Source organism: Streptomyces sp. NPDC104367 (assembly GCF_055583825.1).
Genome location: NZ_JBVJND010000051.1, coordinates 34,946 through 52,709 on the forward strand (window position 1 = coordinate 34,946; position 17,764 = coordinate 52,709).

General features: G+C 70.6%; 19 protein-coding genes and 1 riboswitch. Of the genes, 8 read left to right on the forward strand and 11 right to left on the reverse strand.

Annotated elements, in window-relative coordinates; all coding sequences use genetic code 11:
- Nucleotides 1-98 precede the first annotated feature (98 nt).
- The 3 genes from ACZ619_RS42885 to thrC all read right to left on the reverse strand — a co-directional run bounded on the left by ACZ619_RS42885 (nucleotide 99) and on the right by thrC (nucleotide 2,424).
- Nucleotides 99-305, reverse strand: a complete 207-nt coding sequence (locus tag ACZ619_RS42885) for a cold-shock protein (protein ID WP_019057200.1) — start codon at nucleotides 303-305, stop codon at nucleotides 99-101.
- A 513-nt stretch (nucleotides 306-818) separates the two neighbouring features.
- Nucleotides 819-1,094 (reverse strand): MoaD/ThiS family protein, encoded by a 276-nt coding sequence (locus tag ACZ619_RS42890; protein ID WP_469611316.1) that lies wholly within the window; start codon nucleotides 1,092-1,094, stop codon nucleotides 819-821.
- 46 nt (nucleotides 1,095-1,140) lie between these two features.
- Nucleotides 1,141-2,424 carry a threonine synthase gene (gene thrC, locus ACZ619_RS42895; RefSeq protein ID WP_469611318.1) on the reverse strand — a complete coding sequence of 428 codons (1,284 nt, stop codon included), beginning with the start codon at nucleotides 2,422-2,424 and terminating at the stop codon, nucleotides 1,141-1,143.
- Nucleotides 2,425-2,442: 18 nt separating this feature from the next.
- A riboswitch (SAM riboswitch) is annotated at nucleotides 2,443-2,585 on the reverse strand.
- 157 nt (nucleotides 2,586-2,742) lie between these two features.
- On the opposite strand from thrC, the gene ACZ619_RS42900 reads away from it, so the two are divergent.
- Nucleotides 2,743-3,687, forward strand: a complete 945-nt coding sequence (locus tag ACZ619_RS42900) for a glucosyl-3-phosphoglycerate synthase (RefSeq protein WP_469611320.1) — start codon at nucleotides 2,743-2,745, stop codon at nucleotides 3,685-3,687.
- An 83-nt stretch (nucleotides 3,688-3,770) separates the two neighbouring features.
- Nucleotides 3,771-5,216 (forward strand): alpha,alpha-trehalose-phosphate synthase (UDP-forming), encoded by a 1,446-nt coding sequence (locus tag ACZ619_RS42905; RefSeq protein WP_469611322.1) that lies wholly within the window; start codon nucleotides 3,771-3,773, stop codon nucleotides 5,214-5,216.
- A gap of 81 nt (nucleotides 5,217-5,297) precedes the next feature.
- On the opposite strand, the gene otsB is transcribed toward ACZ619_RS42905, so the two are convergent.
- The 3 genes from otsB to ACZ619_RS42920 are packed head-to-tail and all read right to left on the reverse strand — an operon-like array spanning nucleotide 5,298 to nucleotide 7,726.
- Nucleotides 5,298-6,134, reverse strand: a complete 837-nt coding sequence (otsB, locus tag ACZ619_RS42910; RefSeq protein WP_469611324.1) for a trehalose-phosphatase — start codon at nucleotides 6,132-6,134, stop codon at nucleotides 5,298-5,300.
- A gap of 54 nt (nucleotides 6,135-6,188) precedes the next feature.
- Nucleotides 6,189-6,422, reverse strand: coding sequence for a DUF3263 domain-containing protein (locus ACZ619_RS42915; protein WP_469611326.1), 234 nt, complete (start codon nucleotides 6,420-6,422; stop codon nucleotides 6,189-6,191).
- Nucleotides 6,423-6,439: 17 nt separating this feature from the next.
- On the reverse strand, nucleotides 6,440-7,726 hold the full coding sequence (locus ACZ619_RS42920; RefSeq protein ID WP_469611328.1) for an extracellular solute-binding protein: 1,287 nt from the start codon (nucleotides 7,724-7,726) through the stop codon (nucleotides 6,440-6,442).
- 109 nt (nucleotides 7,727-7,835) lie between these two features.
- Here ACZ619_RS42920 and ACZ619_RS42925 point away from each other — a divergent pair, with 109 nt between their 5' ends.
- The 3 genes from ACZ619_RS42925 to ACZ619_RS42935 all read left to right on the forward strand — a co-directional run bounded on the left by ACZ619_RS42925 (nucleotide 7,836) and on the right by ACZ619_RS42935 (nucleotide 11,019).
- Nucleotides 7,836-8,777 (forward strand): ROK family protein, encoded by a 942-nt coding sequence (locus tag ACZ619_RS42925; RefSeq protein ID WP_469611329.1) that lies wholly within the window; start codon nucleotides 7,836-7,838, stop codon nucleotides 8,775-8,777.
- Nucleotides 8,777-9,982: an N-acetylglucosamine-6-phosphate deacetylase gene (gene nagA / locus ACZ619_RS42930; RefSeq protein ID WP_469611330.1), complete on the forward strand. Its 1,206-nt coding sequence runs from the start codon at nucleotides 8,777-8,779 to the stop codon at nucleotides 9,980-9,982. Before ACZ619_RS42925 ends, nagA begins: the two co-directional genes overlap by 1 nt.
- Nucleotides 9,983-10,089: 107 nt before the next feature.
- The gene (locus ACZ619_RS42935) at nucleotides 10,090-11,019 is read left to right on the forward strand and encodes a 1-phosphofructokinase family hexose kinase (protein ID WP_469611331.1); all 930 of its coding nucleotides are present in this window, start codon (nucleotides 10,090-10,092) and stop codon (nucleotides 11,017-11,019) included.
- Here ACZ619_RS42935 and ACZ619_RS42940 read toward each other — a convergent pair.
- Together ACZ619_RS42940 and cdgB are read right to left on the reverse strand one after the other, a co-directional pair.
- Nucleotides 11,016-11,963: a carbohydrate-binding protein gene (locus ACZ619_RS42940; protein WP_469611332.1), complete on the reverse strand. Its 948-nt coding sequence runs from the start codon at nucleotides 11,961-11,963 to the stop codon at nucleotides 11,016-11,018. The two genes, ACZ619_RS42935 and ACZ619_RS42940, sit on opposite strands and share 4 nt — an antisense overlap.
- Before the next feature lie 130 nt (nucleotides 11,964-12,093).
- Entirely contained in the window at nucleotides 12,094-13,758 is a 1,665-nt protein-coding gene (cdgB, locus tag ACZ619_RS42945) for a diguanylate cyclase CdgB (protein WP_469611333.1), read from the reverse strand.
- Between the two features lie 371 nt (nucleotides 13,759-14,129).
- Here cdgB and ACZ619_RS42950 point away from each other — a divergent pair, with 371 nt between their 5' ends.
- The gene (locus tag ACZ619_RS42950) at nucleotides 14,130-14,648 is read left to right on the forward strand and encodes a flavin reductase family protein (protein ID WP_469611335.1); all 519 of its coding nucleotides are present in this window, start codon (nucleotides 14,130-14,132) and stop codon (nucleotides 14,646-14,648) included.
- A 125-nt stretch (nucleotides 14,649-14,773) separates the two neighbouring features.
- On the opposite strand, the gene arfB is transcribed toward ACZ619_RS42950, so the two are convergent.
- Nucleotides 14,774-15,202 (reverse strand): alternative ribosome rescue aminoacyl-tRNA hydrolase ArfB, encoded by a 429-nt coding sequence (gene arfB / locus ACZ619_RS42955; protein WP_469611336.1) that lies wholly within the window; start codon nucleotides 15,200-15,202, stop codon nucleotides 14,774-14,776.
- Nucleotides 15,203-15,383: 181 nt separating this feature from the next.
- Here arfB and ACZ619_RS42960 point away from each other — a divergent pair, with 181 nt between their 5' ends.
- The gene (locus ACZ619_RS42960; RefSeq protein ID WP_469611337.1) at nucleotides 15,384-15,959 is read left to right on the forward strand and encodes a TerD family protein; all 576 of its coding nucleotides are present in this window, start codon (nucleotides 15,384-15,386) and stop codon (nucleotides 15,957-15,959) included.
- 63 nt (nucleotides 15,960-16,022) lie between these two features.
- On the opposite strand, the gene ACZ619_RS42965 is transcribed toward ACZ619_RS42960, so the two are convergent.
- Both ACZ619_RS42965 and ACZ619_RS42970 read right to left on the reverse strand, forming a co-directional pair.
- A complete protein-coding gene (locus ACZ619_RS42965; RefSeq protein WP_469611339.1) occupies nucleotides 16,023-16,304 on the reverse strand; it encodes a DUF397 domain-containing protein in 282 nt (93 codons plus the stop codon).
- Nucleotides 16,301-17,155: a helix-turn-helix domain-containing protein gene (locus tag ACZ619_RS42970; protein WP_469611341.1), complete on the reverse strand. Its 855-nt coding sequence runs from the start codon at nucleotides 17,153-17,155 to the stop codon at nucleotides 16,301-16,303. The genes ACZ619_RS42965 and ACZ619_RS42970 overlap by 4 nt, the downstream gene beginning before the upstream one ends.
- A gap of 147 nt (nucleotides 17,156-17,302) precedes the next feature.
- Between ACZ619_RS42970 and ACZ619_RS42975 the strand changes: the two genes are divergently transcribed.
- On the forward strand, nucleotides 17,303-17,764 hold a 462-nt coding region (locus tag ACZ619_RS42975; protein ID WP_469611343.1), incomplete at its 3' end, for an ATP-binding protein.

The window sequence follows — 17,764 nt, forward strand, 5'->3', positions numbered from 1 at the left end:
GTCAGCCCCCTCCCGGGCATGCCGAAGGGCTCGTGCCCCGGGAGGCACGAGCCCTTCGAAGTTGTACAGAAGAACGTCGCTGTCAGTCGGCGCGTGCTTCAGCTGGTCGCCAGCCGGACCATGTCCGCCTGCGGCCCCTTCTGGCCCTGCGAGATCTCGAAATCGACTCGCTGACCTTCCTCCAGGGTGCGGTACCCGTCCATCTGGATCGCGCTGTAGTGGACGAAAACATCCGCACCACCGTCGACCGCGATGAAGCCGTACCCCTTCTCCGCGTTGAACCACTTGACGGTGCCCTGAGCCATGCCTAACTCCCCTATTACTGGCCCTTGCACAGATCCACACTTCGCGGATCCGGGTCAGACCTCACCCCCCAATGGTTGGGGGCGTGCGCCGGAACGCGTCGACCGCGGCCGAATGTATCTGCCCAACTGCCGTCTGCAACAGGTCAATCGGACGAGAATTCTGGACGGAAGGGGTCCGGAATGTAGCGAGAATTCGGCGGAATTCAGGGCAAGTCGGGCCCCGTAAAGGCCACAAAAGCCGCATTTAACGCGCACACTTTGGCTACTTCTTGCCGGGCCCGCGGTATCAATACGGGGCCTCCGACCCGGAGATCGGGAGCGCGTTCCCCAACTGTACCGCGCTCAACCACACAGAATTGCCCCCTCCGCTTCTCTCGCGGAGGGGGCAATCGGATGAACACTCGGTGATGGCCGTTACCAAAGGTAATGTTCGGTCATTCGGCCATCACGTCAACCCCCGCCGACCCCACGTCAGGACGGTCAGGGCGGCGTCAGGGCCGCGTCAGGGCTGGGTCAGCCACCGGCGACGGCCGGGATGATGGAGACGCCGGCCCCGGCCGGGGTGGCGGTCTCCAGACCCTGCTCGAATCGCACGTCGTCGTCATTGACGTAAACGTTGACGAACCGGCGCAGCTTGCCCTGGTCGTCGAGAACGCGGGCGGCGATTCCCGTGTGGTTCTTCTCCAGGTCGGCGATGACCTCGCCGAGGTTTCCGCCTTCGGCGCTGACTTCGGCCTGACCACCGGTGTAGGTGCGCAGGATGGTGGGGATGCGAACGGTGACGCTCACGTTATAAACCTCCGGATTAGAGCGGCTGCCTGCTTATTACTGCCGGCTAGGCCAGCCCGGCCTCACGGAACGACTCGAGACTCGGTCGAATAGTCGCCGTGAGTCCGGTACCCGCGACTGCGTCCAGCGTCTTCAGTCCATCGCCCGTGTTGAGTACGACAAGCGACTTCGTCGGATCGATGAGCCCATTCTCAATGAGCTTTTTGGTGACTCCAACCGTCACTCCGCCGGCGGTTTCCGCGAAGATTCCCTCGGTCCGCGCGAGCAGTTCGATCGCCTCCACGACCTGCTCGTCGTTCACGTCCTCCACCGCACCGCCGGTGCGGCGCGCGATGTCGAGAACGTAGGGGCCGTCGGCCGGGTTGCCGATCGCCAGCGACTTGGCGATGGTGTTCGGCTTCTGCGGCCGGACCACGTCGTGGCCCGCCTTGTACGCGGTGGAGACGGGCGAGCAGCCCTCCGCCTGGGCGCCGAAGATCTTGTACGGCTTGTCCTCGACGAGCCCGAGCTTGATCAGCTCCTGGAGGCCCTTGTCGACCTTGGTGAGCTGCGAGCCGGACGCGATCGGGATGACCAGCTGGTCGGGGAGCTGCCAGCCGAGCTGCTCGCAGATCTCGTACGCCAGCGTCTTGGAGCCCTCGGCGTAGTACGGCCGCAGGTTCACGTTGACGAAGCCCCAGCCCTCGCCGGCCGAGTCGCCGATCAGCTCGGAGCAGAAACGGTTCACGTCGTCGTAGTTGCCCTCGATGCCGACGAGCTCGCCGCCGTAGATCGCGGCCATGACGACCTTGCCCTGCTCCAGGTCGTGCGGGATGAACACGCAGGAGCGGAAGCCGGCCCGGGCGGCGGCGGCGCCGACCGCGCCGGCCAGGTTGCCGGTGGAGGAGCAGGAGAGCGTGGTGTAGCCGAAGGCGCGCGCGGCCTCGACGGCCTGGGCGACGACACGGTCCTTGAAGGAGTGCGTCGGGTTGCCGGAGTCGTCCTTCACGTACAGGCCGCCGGTCACCCCCAGCTCCTTGGCCAGGTTGTCGGCCTTGACGAGCTTGGTCCAGCCCGGGTTGATGTTCGGCTTGGTGGCCACGTCGGCGGGGACGGGCAGCAGCGGCGCGTAGCGCCAGATGTTCGAGGGGCCCGCTTCGATCCGCTCGCGGAGCTGCTCGGTGTCGTAGTCCGAGAAGTCGTACGCGATCTCCAGCGGGCCGAAACACTCCTCGCAGGCGAAGTGCGGGCCGAGCGGGACGCGGTGACCGCACTCCCGGCAGGAAAGCGCCGTGGCGGGGCCCAGGTCTACGGTCTTCGGGGAATCGGGTGCAACAGTCTGCGCAGCCATGTGAGGCGAGGCCCTTTCTCCTCATCTTCCTCACGACGCATCTCGCCGTGAGACGGATTTGGCACCTTCCCAAGCCGGGAGCCTCGCTGTGAACACGAGTACCGACTGGAGGGTTGCCGGGGCTTCATCGGGCCGTTTCCCTCTGCCCCTCTGGATGAGCTGTATGTGGTTGTGGGCGCCGGGTGACCCTCCGACATGCGATGGTCATCGGCGTTGTTCAAGACTGTAACCGAAGGCCAGGACAGTTGAGATAGTCGTCCGTACCGCGAGATGGATCACACCTCGCAGTGTGATCGTGACAGTGAGGAGCCGCTGACTGTGCTGGAAGAAGTCGAGCGCTGGCTGGCCACCCGCTCCTGGGCCGTGAACGACCGTCCGCTGCACCGGATACTCGCCGCGAAGCAGCGCACGGGTCAGACCGTCTCCGTCGTGCTGCCCGCGCTCAACGAGGAGGAGACGGTCGGCGACATCGTCGCGATCATCCGTCACGACCTCGTGCGGCAGGCACCGCTCGTCGACGAGATCGTGGTCGTCGACTCGGGTTCCACCGACCGCACGGCGGCGGTGGCCGCCGCGGCGGGCGCGCGGGTCGTCCACCGCGACGAGATCCTCCCGCGCATCCCCGCCGTCCCCGGCAAGGGCGAGGTCCTGTGGCGCTCGCTGCTGGTCACCACCGGGGACATCGTCTGCTTCGTCGACGCCGACCTGAAGGAGTTCTCCTCCGACTTCGTCGCCGGGATCGTCGGCCCGCTGCTGACCGACCCGGACGTGGACCTGGTCAAGGCTATGTACGACCGCCCGCTGGCCGGTGCGGCCGGGCAGGGCGGCCGGGTCACCGAGCTGATGGCCCGCCCGCTGCTGAACATGCACTGGCCGCAGCTGGCCGGATTCGTGCAGCCGCTGGGCGGCGAGTACGCGGCCCGCCGCTCGCTGCTGGAGCAGCTGCCCTTCCCGGTCGGCTACGGCGTGGAGCTGGGCATGCTGGTCGACGCCCTGCACCTGGCCGGCCTGGACGCCCTGGCCCAGGTCGACGTCGGCGTCCGCAAGCACCGCCACCAGGACGGCCAGGCCCTCGGCCGGATGTCCGCGGCGATCTACCGCACGGCCCAGCTGCGGCTGGCCCGCGGCCATCTGATCCGCCCGTCCCTGACCCAGTTCGAGCGGGGCGAGGACGGCTTCGAGCCGCGCACCTACTCCGTCGACACGGAGGAGCGCCCGCCCATGGTGGAGATCGCGGAGTACGCCGAGCGCCGGGTGGCGTGACTTCGACGTGCGGTCCGTATACGGCCGCTCATCGGGCGTAGCAGTACGTTTGAGCGTTTCCGGGCCGGGCTAGGTTGACGCGTATGGCTTCCCCCATCGCTTCCTCCGACGGTGCCGATGTGCTGGTCGCGTCCAACCGCGGCCCGGTCTCGTACGAGCTGCGCCACGACGACCCGGCCGGCGCGCTGCACGCCAGGCGGGGCGGCGGCGGGCTGGTCTCCGGGCTGTCGGCGATCGGCCCCGACGCGAACGCGGTGTGGGTGTGCGCGGCCCTCGGCGACGGCGACCGCGAGGCGGTGCGCCGGGCCGGGGGCGGTCTGCTGCCGGAGGCGGACACCGGCGGGCAGCGGGTCCGGATGCTCGACATCGAAGCGGACGTGTTCTCCGACGCGTACAACGGCATCGCCAACTCGGTCCTGTGGTTCGTGCACCACATGCTGTACCAGACCCCGCTGGAGCCGGTCTTCGACGCGGAGTTCCGGCGGCAGTGGGCGGCGTACGAGGCCTACAACCGCGCCTTCGCCGAGGCGCTGGCCGAGGAGGCGGCCCCGGGGGCCGTCGCCGTCATCCAGGACTACCACCTGGCGCTGGCCCCCCGGATGCTCCGCCGGCTCCGCCCGGACCTGCGCATCGGCCACTTCTCGCACACACCCTGGGCCCCGCCGGACTACTTCCGGCTGCTCCCCGACGACATCGCGGCGGAGCTGCTGAGCGGGATCCTCGGCGCGGATCACGCGGCGTTCCTGACCCGGCGCTGGGCGGACGCGTTCGTCGACTGCTGCCACGCCGTGCTGGGGCCGGGCATCCCGGCGGCCGGGGAGACCCGGATCGGGGTGCACGGGCTGGGGGCCGACGCGGACTTCCTGCGCAAGCGGTCGCACGAGCCGGACGTGGACGAGCGGATGGCGGCGCTGCGGGCGGAGATCGGGGAAGGGCGGAAGACCATCGTCCGCGTCGACCGCACGGAGCTCTCGAAGAACATCGTGCGGGGGCTGCTGGCGTACCGGCAGCTGCTCGACGACCACCCCGAGTGGCGGGAGCGGGTGGTCCACGTCGCGTTCGCGTACCCCTCGCGGCAGGACCTCGCCGTGTACCGGGACTACACGGCCGAGGTGCGACGGGTCGCCGACGAGATCAACTCGACGTACGGGACGGCGGGCTGGACGCCGGTCGTGCTGCACGTCAAGGACGACTTCGCCCGGTCGCTGGCGGCGTACCGGCTGGCCGACGTGGCGCTGGTGAACCCGATCCGGGACGGCATGAACCTCGTCGCCAAGGAGGTCCCGGTGGTCTCCGACGAGGGGTGCGTGCTGGTGCTCTCGCGGGAGGCCGGGGCGTTCGAGGAGCTGGGCGAGGACGCGGTGGTGGTGAACCCGTACGACATCGGGGGGACCGCGGAGGCGCTGGCGCGGGCGCTGGTGGTGCCGGCGGAGGAGCGGGCGGAGACGTCGAAGCGGCTGGCTGCCGCCGCGACGGCGCTGCCTCCGGCGCGGTGGTTCCTTGAGCAGGTGGAGGCGTTGGGCGGGTGAGGGCGGTTTCTTCGGGTGCGGGCCCGTGGGGGCTGGCGCGCCCACGCGGCGGAGCCGCACGTCGGTACGGCCCCGCGCCCCCTACGGAGCGCTGAGCCTGGCCAAGTCGTTCAGCAGGCGGACCACTCCCCGCGGGCCGTCGACGACCAGGTCGGCCCGGTCCGTCAGTTCGGTGACCTCTTCGCTGCCGCTGCACACCAGGACGCCGGGGACGCCTTCCTCGCGGAGTTTCTCGACCGCCGCGAAGGCGGGGATGTCGCCGAGGTCGTCGCCGGCGTAGAGGATCGCGCCGGCGCCGATCTCCCGTGCGTACTCGCGCAGCGCCACGCCCTTGTCCATGCCCGGGGGGCGGAGTTCCAGGACCAGCCGGCCCGGCTCGACGATCAGGGCGTTGCGGGTGGCCAGGTCGGTCAGGGGGGCGCGGAGGGACTCGAAGGCGGCCTGGGGGTCGTCGGCCCGGCGGGTGTGGACCGCGAGGGCGAAGCCCTTCTCCTCGATCCAGGTGCCGCGCGCGGCGCCGACGCGGTCGAGGAGCGCGGGGAGTTCGGCGCGGGCGGCCGCGATACCGGGGTGCGGGGGCGGCGCGGTGATCCCGCCGGTGGCCGCGTCCCAGCGCTCGGCGCCGTAGTGGCCGAGGACGACGAGGTGTCCGAGGCCGGGGACCCCGGCGAACCCGCCGTGGCGGACGGCCACCTCGGCCGGGCGGCCGGTCACCACGGCGACGGCGGCCACCCGGGGCGCGAGCGCGGCGAGCGCCGGTACGGCGTCCGGGTGGGCCCGCGCCCGCTCGGGATCGGCGACGATCGGCGCGAGCGTCCCGTCGAAGTCGAGCCCGACCAGCGCGGTGCGCGGCCGCGCGAGGAGAGCGGCGAGCCCGTCACGGCCGGCCTGCGTACGGGGCGTCGGAAGAGGGTCCATGCAGCCGACGGTATCCAAACGCCCCTGCGGGGGCGCGGGGAACCGGTCACGGCCTCACCGTTCCCCGCGCCGCGCCTCCCGCACCCTGCGCAGCCGGTTGACCGTCACCGGGTCGTGCGCCAGCGCCCGCTCGTCGTCGAGCAGGGCGTTGAGGAGCTGGTAGTAGCGCACGGGAGCGAGGTCGAGCTCTTCCCTGATCGCCCGTTCCTTCGCGCCGGGGCTCGGGATGCCCCGGCGTTCGAGGGCGAGGATCGCCCGCTCGCGCGCGCCCAGTTCTTGCCGGTCCATGCCGAGAACGGTAGCGCTCAGCCCGTCGTCGTACGGCTGTCCGCGGCCGAGGCCTCCGCCTGGAGCCGGGTGAGGATCGTCTCGGGGCTGCCCGTCGGGGTGACCGCCGTGCCGATCTGCTTCTTGACGTCGGCGCTGATGGCGGCCCAGGACGTCTTGCCCGCCGGGTAGAGCTCGGAGGTCGGCAGCTGGTCCAGGAAGGGGCGCAGTTGCTTGTCCTCGGCCCGGGTGGAGTCGGTCATCGCCTGGGACGCGGACGTGGTGACGGGCAGCAGCCCGTACTCGCGGGAGAAGGCGAGGACGTTCTTCTCGCTGTAGACGTAGTTCAGGAAGTCGCCGACCTGGTCCGCGTGGCCGTTCTGCTTGAACGCGGCCATCCAGTCGGCGACGCCCATGGCCGCGGTGGTCCGGCCGGTGCGGCTGGGCATCGCGACCGTGCCGAACTCCACGCCCTTCTTCTCGGCCTGCTTGATGAGCGTGGGGTGCCCGGTGAGCATGCCGACCTGGCCGTCGGCGAACGCGGTGAACGCGGTCGCGCGGTTGAGCTTGCCGGGGGCCGTCGGGCCGGTCAGGCCCTTGCCCACCAGCTCGTCCTTGAGCCAGGTGAGGGTGTCGACGTTCTGCGCGGAGTCGATCGTGTACGTGCCGATGTCGTCGGTGTAGCCGCTGCCGCCGCTGAGCAGCCACTGCATGGTCTCCGCCTGGGCCTCCTCGGGGCCGAGCGGCAGCGCGTACGGGTACTTCACGCCGTTCGCCTTCAGCGCCTGCGCGTCGGCCGCCAGCTCCTTCCAGGTGGTGGGCGGGGTGCCGATGCCGGCCTCGGAGAAGAGCGTCTTGTTGTAGAAGAGGACGCGCGTGGAGGCGGCGAAGGGTATGCCGTACTGGGCGTGGTCCCACTGGCCCGCCTCGGCGAGCTGGGTGGGGAAGTCGGCCTGGACCGGGATGGAGATCAGGTCTCCGGCCTCGTACAGCTTCCCGGCGGCCGCGTAGTCGGCGTACGAGCCGATCTGCGCCAGGTCGGGCGCGTCGCCGGCCGCGACCATGTCCTTGACCTTGCGGTCGACGTCGTTCCACGAGTAGACGCTGACGTCGACCTTCACACCGGGGTGCTGGGCCTCGTAGGCCTTGACGAGCTTGTCCCAGTACTTCTGGGAGCTGTTGGCGGCCGAGTCCCCGTAGTCGGCGGCGACGAGTCTGAGGGTGACGTCCGAGGAGCCCGTCGTGCCACAGCCACCGAGGACCGCCGTCATGCCCAATCCGGACACCACCGCGATCATTCCTGTCCTACCCCGCCGCACGTGCATTGCCCCAATCACCGGTGTCTGTCTGAACTGTTCACTATGTGGATGTCGTAAGGTCTACACCACGTAAGTGGACTAGACCTCTTGCGGGTCGGCGGGCCACACTGTCCCCGTGAGACATGTCATCGCCCTGGACGTGGGCGGCACCGGAATGAAGGCCGCGCTGGTCGGGCCGGACGGCGAGCTGCTCCACCAGGACCGCCGGGCGACCGGCCGCGACCGCGGGCCCGAGGCGGTAGTCGCCGCCGTCCTCGACTTCGCCGCGGATCTGCGGGCGTACGGCGAACAGCATCTCGGCGAACCCGCGGCGGCGGCCGGCCTCGTGGTCCCCGGCATAGTCGACGAGGGTGCGGGCGTCGCCGTCTACGCGGCCAACCTCGGCTGGCGCGACGTACCCCTGCGCGCCCTGCTCGCCGACCGCCTCCGCATCCCGGTCGCGCTCGGCCACGACGTGCGCACCGGCGGCCTGGCGGAGGGGCGGCTCGGCGCGGGCCGGGGGGCGGACCGCTTCTTCTTCGTGGCGCTCGGCACGGGCATCGCGGGCGGCTTCGGGCTGGACGGCCGGGTGGAGTCGGGCGCGCACGGCTTCGCGGGCGAGATCGGCCATGTCGTCGTACGGCCGCGGGGTGCCGCCTGCCCGTGCGGGCAGCACGGCTGCCTGGAGCGGTACGCGTCGGCCGCCGCGGTGACCGAGGCGTGGGCGGCGGCCTGCGGCGACCCGGACGCGGACGCGGCCGACTGCGCCAAGGCCGTCGCGTCCGGTGACCCGAACGCCGTCCGGGTGTGGGGAGAGGCGGTGGACGCGCTGGCCGACGGGCTGGTCACGGCCCTCACCCTGCTCGACCCCCGCGTCCTGATCATCGGCGGCGGCCTGGCCGAGGCGGGCGACGTGCTGTTCACCCCCCTGCGGGAGGCCGTACAGGCCAGGGTGACCTTCCAGAAACTGCCGGCCATCACCCCGGCAGCCCTGGGAGACACGGCCGCCTGTCTGGGCGCGGGGCTTCTGGCCTGGGATCTCCTCAACCACACCGACCTAACGGAGGTAACCCCCTGATGGCAGCCGACCCAGGGGCGCGGGGAACTGCGCGACCAGCCACGACATACCCGCAGCCGGGACCGGACGGCCTGGTCCTCGACGGCGCCCGGCTGGTCCTGCCCACCGGAGTGGTCGACAAGGGACAACTGGCCGTCGACGGCACCCGGATCGCCGCCACCGCCCCCGAGAACGCCCAGGTCGTCGACGTCACCGGCCACTGGCTGCTGCCCGGCTTCGTCGACCTCCACAACCACGGCGGCGGCGGAGCCTCCTTCAGCTCGGGCACCGCGGAGGACGTCCTCGCCGGCGTCCGCACCCACCGTGCGCACGGCACCACCACCCTCGTCGCCTCCACCGTCACCGACGACATGGACGTCCTCGCCCGCCAGGCCGGCCTGCTCTCCGAACTCGCCGAGCAGGGCGAGATCGCTGGTATCCACTTCGAGGGCCCGTTCATCTCCCCGTGCCGCAAGGGCGCCCACTCCGAGGCGCTGCTGCGCGACCCCGACCCGGCGGACGTCCGCAAGCTGCTCGACGCGGCGCGCGGCCACGCCCGGATGGTCACGCTCGCCACCGAACTGCCCGGCGGCCTCGACTCGGTGCGGCTCCTCGCCGAGCACGGTGTCATCGCGGCCGTCGGCCACACGGACGCGTCGTACGAGCAGACGCTGGAGGCGATCGACGCGGGCGCGACGGTCGCCACCCACCTCTTCAACGCGATGCCCCCGCTCGGCCACCGCTCCCCCGGCCCGATCGCCGCGCTGCTGGAGGACGAGCGGGTGACGGTCGAGCTGATCAACGACGGCACGCACCTGCACCCCGCCGCGCTGCGGCTCGCCTTCCACCACGCCGGTCCGGACCGGGTCGCGTTCATCACGGACGCGATGGACGCGGCCGGCCGCGGTGACGGCCGGTACCTGCTCGGCCCGTTGGAGGTCGAGGTGACCGACGGGGTGGCCCGGCTGGTGGAGGGCGGCTCGATCGCGGGCTCGACGCTGACGCTGGACCGCGCGCTGCGGCGGGCGGTGACCGTCGACCGGCTGCCCGTCGAGCACGCGGTGGCCGCCCTGTCCGCCAACCCGGCCCGGCTGCTGGGCCTCTACGACCGCGTCGGCTCCCTGGAGCCCGGCAAGGACGCCGACCTTCTGGTGCTGGACGCGGACTTCACGCTGAAGGGCGTGATGAGGAAGGGAACTTGGGTGGTCACACCCGAACCTGCCTGATCAATACGGGTGTTCCGAGACGGCGACCCTAGGCCGGTCGCCGTCTCTTTGGCATGATCGAGGTCCCGAAGGAACGGCACGGTCACGCAGACGAGGGAGGTCGCCCGGTGATCCTCACGGTCACGCTGAACACCGCTCTCGACATCACCTACCGGGTCGGGGCGCTGCGCCCGCACGGCTCGCACCGCGTCCTGGAGGTCATGGAACGGCCGGGCGGCAAGGGCGTGAACGTGGCCCGGGTGCTCGCCGCGCTCGGACACGAGACGACCGTGACGGGTTTCACGGGCGGTGCCACCGGGCGGGCGGTGCGGGAGCGCCTCGCGGAGGCGGCGGGGGTCGTGGACGCGCTGCTGCCGGTCACGGGGGCGACCCGCCGGACCATCGCGGTCGTGGACGAACTGACGGGTGACACCACCCAGTTGAACGAGCCGGGCCCGCACATAGCCCCCGCCGAGTGGGGCGCGTTCCTCGACCACTACGAGCAACTGCTGGTCGGGGCCTCGGCGGTGGCGCTGTGCGGGAGTCTGCCGCCGGGGGTGCCCGTGGGGGCGTACGCGGGGCTGGTCAAGGCCGCGCGTACCGCCGGTGTCCCGGTGCTGCTCGACACCAGCGGGGAGCCGCTGCGGCGCGGGGTGGCGGCCCGCCCGGACCTGGTCAAGCCGAACTCCGACGAACTGGCCGAACTCACCGGCTCGCACGAGCCGTCGCGGGCCACGCAGGACGCGCGACGGCGCGGGGCGCGGACGGTGGTCGCCTCGCTGGGCGAGCGGGGGCTGCTGGCGCTCACCCCGGAGGGCCGCTGGCACGCGGTCCCGCCCACCAGGGAACACGGCAACCCGACCGGCGCGGGCGACTCGGCGGTCGCCGGCCTCCTGTCGGGCCTCGTGGAACAACTCCCCTGGCCGGCCCGGCTGGCCCGGGCGGTGGCGCTGTCGGCGGCGACGGTACGGGCCGCCGCCGCGGGCGAGTTCGACCGACCGGCCTACGAGAAGCTGCTCGGCCAGGTGATGGTGACCGGCGGGACGACGGCCGCCTAGTCGTCGCGCTTCTGCTCGCCCTGCTTCACCCAGAGCTGGTCCAGCAGGACGTCGCAGCTGTCGCCGTCCTGGCAGGAGAGCGAGATGGTGTTGGTGCCCTTGGTGAGGGTGGGGTACGAGTAGGTGGTCGTCCAGGCCTTGGCCGGGTCGCTCTGGCCCGTGTAGTTCTTCAGGCTGAACTTGCTGCCGAAGGTCTTGCCGTTGATCGACAGGGTCATGCTTCCGTCCTTCACCGCGCTGTAGTGCGCGAAGACGGTGTAAGTGCCGTCCGACGGTATGCCGTTGAGCGTCCAGGTGACGCCGGCGCCGCTCTGGTTGAGGTTGGTGACGTAGATGCCGCCGTCGGCCTTGGCGCCCTTGACGTCCGAGGCGAGGGTCGCGCCGCCGTCGAGACGCAGCGCCTTCGCGTCGATCGACTGCTCGCCCGTCGCCGACACCGAGCTGGTGCCGGAGGGGGTCGAGGAGGCGGAGGCGGACTGGCTGGGGGCGGCGGAGGTGTCGGCGGACGCCTTGTTGTCGTCGGAGCTGCCGTTCGCCATGGCGACGCTGATGCCGATGACGACGGCGGCGACGACGGCGATGGCGCCGATGAGGAGGCCCTTGGTGTTCGGGCCCCGGCCGCGGCCCTGGTTCTGCGGGGCGTGGCGGCTGGTCGGCGCGCCGCCCGGGAAGGTCTCCGGCGCCTGGTAGGCCGCGTTGGGCTGCTGGCCGTAGCCGCCGGGCTGCTGCTGCGGGATGGTCGGGCCGCCGCCGTACTGCGGCGCCTGCTGCTGTCCGCCGTACGTGCGTTCACCGACCGGGCGCACCCTGCTGACCGCGTTCGGGTAGCCGTAACCACCGGAGCCTGACGGCGGCTGGGCGCCTCTGGCCTGACCGTCGGCGTAGAGGTAGCCGAACGGGTCGTCGTCCTCGGGCGTGCTCGCGCCGTTGTCGCCGGGCGTCATCCCTTGGTACTCCTCAACAGGTGCGGGCGGATGCGGTACAGGTATTGAGAGTCGAGCCTACCCGCTCTGACTGAGCCAAACAGGTGACTCGGACCGCATCGGTGCCATGACCAGCGCGATGACCTGGGGATCAGCCGGCACGGCGGTGCGCTTTGGGACGAGATCGTTTCTCTACGTACATCCGCTCGTCGGCGGATTTCAGGACTTCGTCCGCCGTCATGCCGCAGTGCGCCCAGCCGATGCCGAAGCTGGCGCCCACCCGGACCGCCCGGCCCTCGGCGCGGATCGGCTGGATGATCTCGTTGCGCAGGCGTACGGCGAGGTCCTGGGCGTCGGCCTTGCCGAGGCCGTCGGCGAGGATGACGAACTCGTCGCCGCCGAGCCGCGCGACCGTGTCGCCGTCGCGGACGCCCCGGGAGAGCCGGCGCGCGACCTCGATGAGGACCGCGTCGCCCGCGTTGTGCCCGAAGCGGTCGTTGATGGACTTGAAGCCGTCGAGGTCGCAGAAGAGCACCGCGAGCCCTTTGGCGCCGTCGTCGAGGCCCTCCTCGGGGGCGACGGTGTGCACATGGTGGTCGTAGCCGTCGTACGACGCCGAGCCGCTCGTCGTGCCGGCGAAGTCGAAGCCGTGGCCGTTGGCGTCGAAGGCGGGGTGGCCGTGGCCGTAGGCGGCGTCCACGGAGTCCAGGGCGCTGCCGTCGGCGCGCCGGCAGAGCCGGGAGGCGAGGCGGGAGCGCAGTTCGGCGGAGTTCGGCAGACCGGTGAGGGAGTCGTGGGAGGCGCGGTGGGCGAGCTGGAGCTCGCGGCGCTTGCGTTCCTCTATGTCCTCGACGTGGGTGAGGAGGAAGCGCGGCCCGTCGGCGGCGTCCGCGACGACGGAGTTGCGCAGGGACACCCAGACGTAGGTGCCGTCGCGGCGGCCCAGCCGGAGCTCGGCGCGGCCGCCCTCCGCGGAGGTGCGCAGGAGGGTGCCGATGTCCTCGGGGTGGACCAGGTCGGAGAAGGAGTAGCGGCGCATCGCGGAGGCGGGGCGGCCCAGCAGGCGGCACAGGGCGTCGTTGGAGCGCAGTATCCGGCCGTGCTGGTCGCCGCCCATCTCGGCTATCGCCATGCCGGAGGGGGCGTACTCGAAGGCCTGCCGGAAGCTCTCCTCGCTGGCCCTGAGTGCCTGCTGCTCGCGCTCCAGGCGGACCAGGGCGCGCTGCATGTTGGCGCGCAGCCGGGCGTTGCTGATCGCTATCGCGGCCTGGAAGGCGTACATCTGGAGGGCCTCACGGCCCCAGGCGCCGGGGTGGCGGCCGTTGCGCGGGCGGTCCACGGAGATCACGCCGAGCAGTTCGCCGCAGGAGCTGCCGGATATGCCGGGCGTGTACATCGGGGCGAAGAGCCGGTCGGCCGGGTGCCACTCGTCCTCGAAGCGGGGCTCGGGCCCCTCGGTGTACCACTGGGGGACGTCGTCGTCGTCGAGGACCCAGCCCTCGGTGTGCGGTATGAAGACGAGGTCGCCCCACCGCTCGCCCATGCCCAGCCGCCGGTCCCAGGAGTCGCGGGAGCCGGCCCGGCCGGTGATCAGGGCCTCGGCGGCGGAGTTCCCGGAGAAGGCGGCGACCACGAGGTCGCCGTCGGGGCGCACGAGGTTGACGCAGGCCATCTCGTAGCCGAGGGCGGTGATCACGCCGTCGGCGACGGTCTGCAGCGTGTCCGCCAGGCTGCGGGCCGTGTTCATGTCGGCCATGACCTGATGCAGCTGTCGCAGGGACGCAAGGCGGACGTAGGGCTCCGACTCGGTCTCCATGTTCGCCCTCCCCCCGAGACCTCGCAGTGAATCAAGGGTCTGCTTCGGCGCTACTTTTCCCAGCCACTGAATCACAGCGCGCTGCCCACTCGGTACACAGGGTCAACAATTCACGTCCCTTGTGACTCAAGTCACAGGCGAACGTGAACAATTGAGTGGAGTTTCTGCGTTTCCCCTGTGCGTTTACTGAACACAGCCTTTGGGTGCGTGTGCACATGATGCACGCATCGCTACGACTCGTGGTCCTCGGGTCCTAGGACCAGGCTCGGGCCGATGGCCGATGCGTTCGCACAGGGGCCGAGATTAGCGTTTCCGGCGTGCTGAAGACTCCCTCCCCCGCCGCCGCCGAACCTTCCGGGCATGCTGTGGGGGTGAGCAACGATGCGTTCAAGGCCGCCATGTCCCGGCTGGCCTCGGGCGTGGTCCTGGTGACCGCGCAGGAGCCGCCGCTGGATCCGGACGACCCGCTGGCGCCGGCCGGCGAGGACGTCGGCATGACCGCGACCGCGTTCATGTCGGTGTCGCTCGACCCGCCGTTGGTGCTGGTCAGCCTGCGGACCGGGGCCCGGATGGACGACCTGCTGGACGAGCAGCCGCGGTGGGCGGTCTCCGTGCTCACCGAGAGCCAGCGGCACATCGCCGGCCGCTTCGCGATGAAGGGCCGCATCAGCGACCGCCTGCTCTTCGAGGACGTCCCCTACGTCCGCGGCGAGGCCACCGGCGCCCCGCTGGTCGGCGGCGCGCTGGCGACCCTGGAGTGCCACACCGAACAGCGCGTCGCGGCCGGCGACCACACCCTCGTCATCGGCCGCGTCCTCACCGCCGAACTCCCGAGCACGGAAGGCGGCCCACTGATGTATTTCCGGGGCCGGTACCGCCAGTTGGGATAAAACCGCGTGGTCTGTTTCTCTCGAATTCCACGAGCGGAAGCAGAAGAAGTAGGCACCGAGTCGACGCGGAGCGGGCAACGCGAATTCGGCCCCCGCACCCGGTGTTCGGTATTCGCCCCGGGGCGCTATGACCAGTCGCGGCCGGTGCGGCCCCGCTTGGTGTCCGAGCGCTGCTTCTTCTCCCTCAGGCGGCGTTCGTTGATCCCGCGCGGGATGCGGGTCGGCCTGCGGGGCCTGGGCGGCGGCGCGGTGGCCTCCGCGAGCAGCGCGGCGAGGCGTACGGCGGCGGTCTCGCGGTTGCGCCACTGGGAGCGGTGCTCGGACGCGCGTACGACGACGACCCCGTCGACGAGCCGGCCGGCCAGCCGCTCCAGCGCCCGCTCCTTCCACACCTGGGGCAGCGCCCCGGTGTTCGCGAGGTCGAAGCGCAGCTCCACCTGTGAGTCGCTGGTGTTGACGTGCTGTCCGCCGGGTCCCGACGAACGCGAGAAGCGCCAGGTGAGCTCGGCCTCGGGGAGCGAGACGGAGCCGCGGATGACGTAAGGACCGGACATGCCCCCATGGTCGCGCGGCTGACCGGCGCACGTCACGTGAATATCGTTCACCCAGGGTTCGGTAAAGAAGGTAAAGGGAGCTGGAACCTTCGGTACCCCTCGTGGCGTTCATACGGGTAGCTGTAGCTTCAAGACCGTACGCCGCACGGCCGTACGCAAACGAGGGAAAGGACTCCCGACCATGGCTGTAAGCCTGTCCAAGGGTGGCAACGTCTCGCTCACCAAGGAGGCTCCGGGCCTGACCGCCGTCACCGTGGGACTCGGCTGGGACGTCCGCACCACCACCGGCACGGACTTCGACCTGGACGCCTCGGCCATCGCGGTCAACACGCAGGGCAAGGTCTACTCCGACGCCCACTTCGTCTTCTTCAACAACAAGAACACGCCGGACAACTCGATCGTCCACACCGGTGACAACCGCACCGGCCAGGGCGAGGGCGACGACGAGGCGATCAACGTCAACCTGGCGGCCCTGCCCGCCGACATCGACAAGATCGTCTTCCCGGTCTCGATCTACGACGCCGAGAACCGCAGCCAGAACTTCGGCCAGGTCCGCAACGCCTACATCCGCATCGTCAACCAGGCCGGCGGCGCGGAGATCGCCCGCTACGACCTCTCCGAGGACGCGGCGACCGAGACCGCCATGGTCTTCGGCGAGCTGTACCGCAACGGCGCGGAGTGGAAGTTCCGCGCGGTCGGCCAGGGCTACGCGTCCGGCCTGGTCGGCATCGCCCAGGACTTCGGCGTCAACGTCTGACAGACGCTGCGCTGCGCGGGAGCCCCTGGCCGTGTCGTCACGGCCGGGGACTCCGGCGCCGGGTCAGTGAGCCGACGCGTACGGCAGGAAGGCCGCCCAGGCGGAGGGCCGGAGCGCGAGCCGGGGGCCGGGGGCGGCGGGCGTGTACTTCGAGTCGCGGATGTGGATGGTGGTGGGGGTGGGGGCTATTTCGAGGCAGGATTCGCCGTTGTTGCCGTCGCTGTAGCTGCTTTTGAACCAGGCCAGGGCTACTTCTACGCAGCTGTCACCGTCGGGTCCGTCGCTGTAGCTGCTCTTGAACCACGCCAGGTCGGAGGGATTCCCGGCCGAGTTCTTGCGGATCATGTCTCTCCCAGCAGTTGCTCGATGAGGGCCAGCGACTCCCCCGGCGAGAGAGCCTGCGCCCGGATGGTGCCATATTGCAACTCAAGGACACGGAGCTCTTTCGGGTCCGATGTGGGACGACCGTTGAAGGCGCCGTCGGAGCGTCCCACAGCCGTGCCGTCTGGGAACTTCAGCAACTCGATCCGCCCGTCCAAACCGGAGTGGACCTCGGAGTTCAACGGCATCACCTGAAGCGTGACGTTGTGCAGCCGACCCACCTCCAACAGATGTTCAAGCTGCCCTCGCCACACCATTGTGCCTCCGATGGGACGACGCAGCGGCGCCTCTTCCAGCACGAAGTGGATGGAACGAGTCGGGTGTTGCTCAAAGACCGATTGCCGAGCCAGGCGGGCAGTCACCATGCGCTCCACATCGTCCGGTGAATAGGGTGGTTGAGCCGCAGAGATCACAGCTCGCGCATGCTCAGGAGTCTGCAAAAGCCCGCTGATGCTGTGGCACACATACACCCGGATCTCCACCGCCTGCCCCTCCAGCTTGGCCAGCTCGCGGACCTTCTTCGGATAGCGGACCCTCTTGACGTCCTCCCACATCGCGGAGACCTGGCCGCCCGCGTTCAGGATGTCGTCCGCCCTGTTCAGGTACTCCTCGCGGGGGATCCGCTTGCCGCCCTCCACCTTGTAGACCATGTCCTCGCCATAACCCACAGCCGCCCCGAACTCGGCCGCCCGCATCCCCACCGCCTCGCGCCGCAGCTTCAGTTGGCGGCCGACGGTCGCGATGACCGCCACGCCCCAGTCGTCGTCCGGGTCGACCTCCCAGCCCGGCTCGGCCACCTCGCCGTCCACGCCCATCCCGCACACCCCTTTCCCGACAGCCAAGACAGCACTGGACAGACGCCGGACAGTCACCGTACGTAAGGCCTCCGTCACTGTTCACGGTACGCACGGGCGGCCACGCTGAGTGATGTGAACGACGAAATCTCCACCCCCGTCCGCAACATGAGCCTGCGCCTCTCCCCCACGCCACGGGGCGCTCGCCTGGCCCGGCTGCTCGCCACGGAGCAACTGCGCAGCTGGGGCCTGCCCTTGGACCCGGCGAGGCAGATCGTCGCGGAGCTGGCGGCGAACGCGGCGACGCACGGGCGGGTGTCGGGCCGCGACTTCAGCCTCGTGCTGTACGTCGTGGGGCACACGCTGCGGATCGAGGTCACGGACACGCGCGGTGACCGGCTGCCGCACACCCAGCCCCTCGGAACGGACACCGAGTCGGGCCGGGGCCTCGTCCTGGTGGCGGCGCTCACCGACAAGTGGGGTGTGGCAGCGGGGCTGCCGCCGCGCAAGACGGTGTGGGCCGAGATCGGCGTGTCACCGGAACCTCGAAACGCGGGCTCTGGTCGCGAGGGACGTCACCGACAAAGGAACGACGAGGGGAAAGAACCCCACCAAACCCCACCCCTCCCG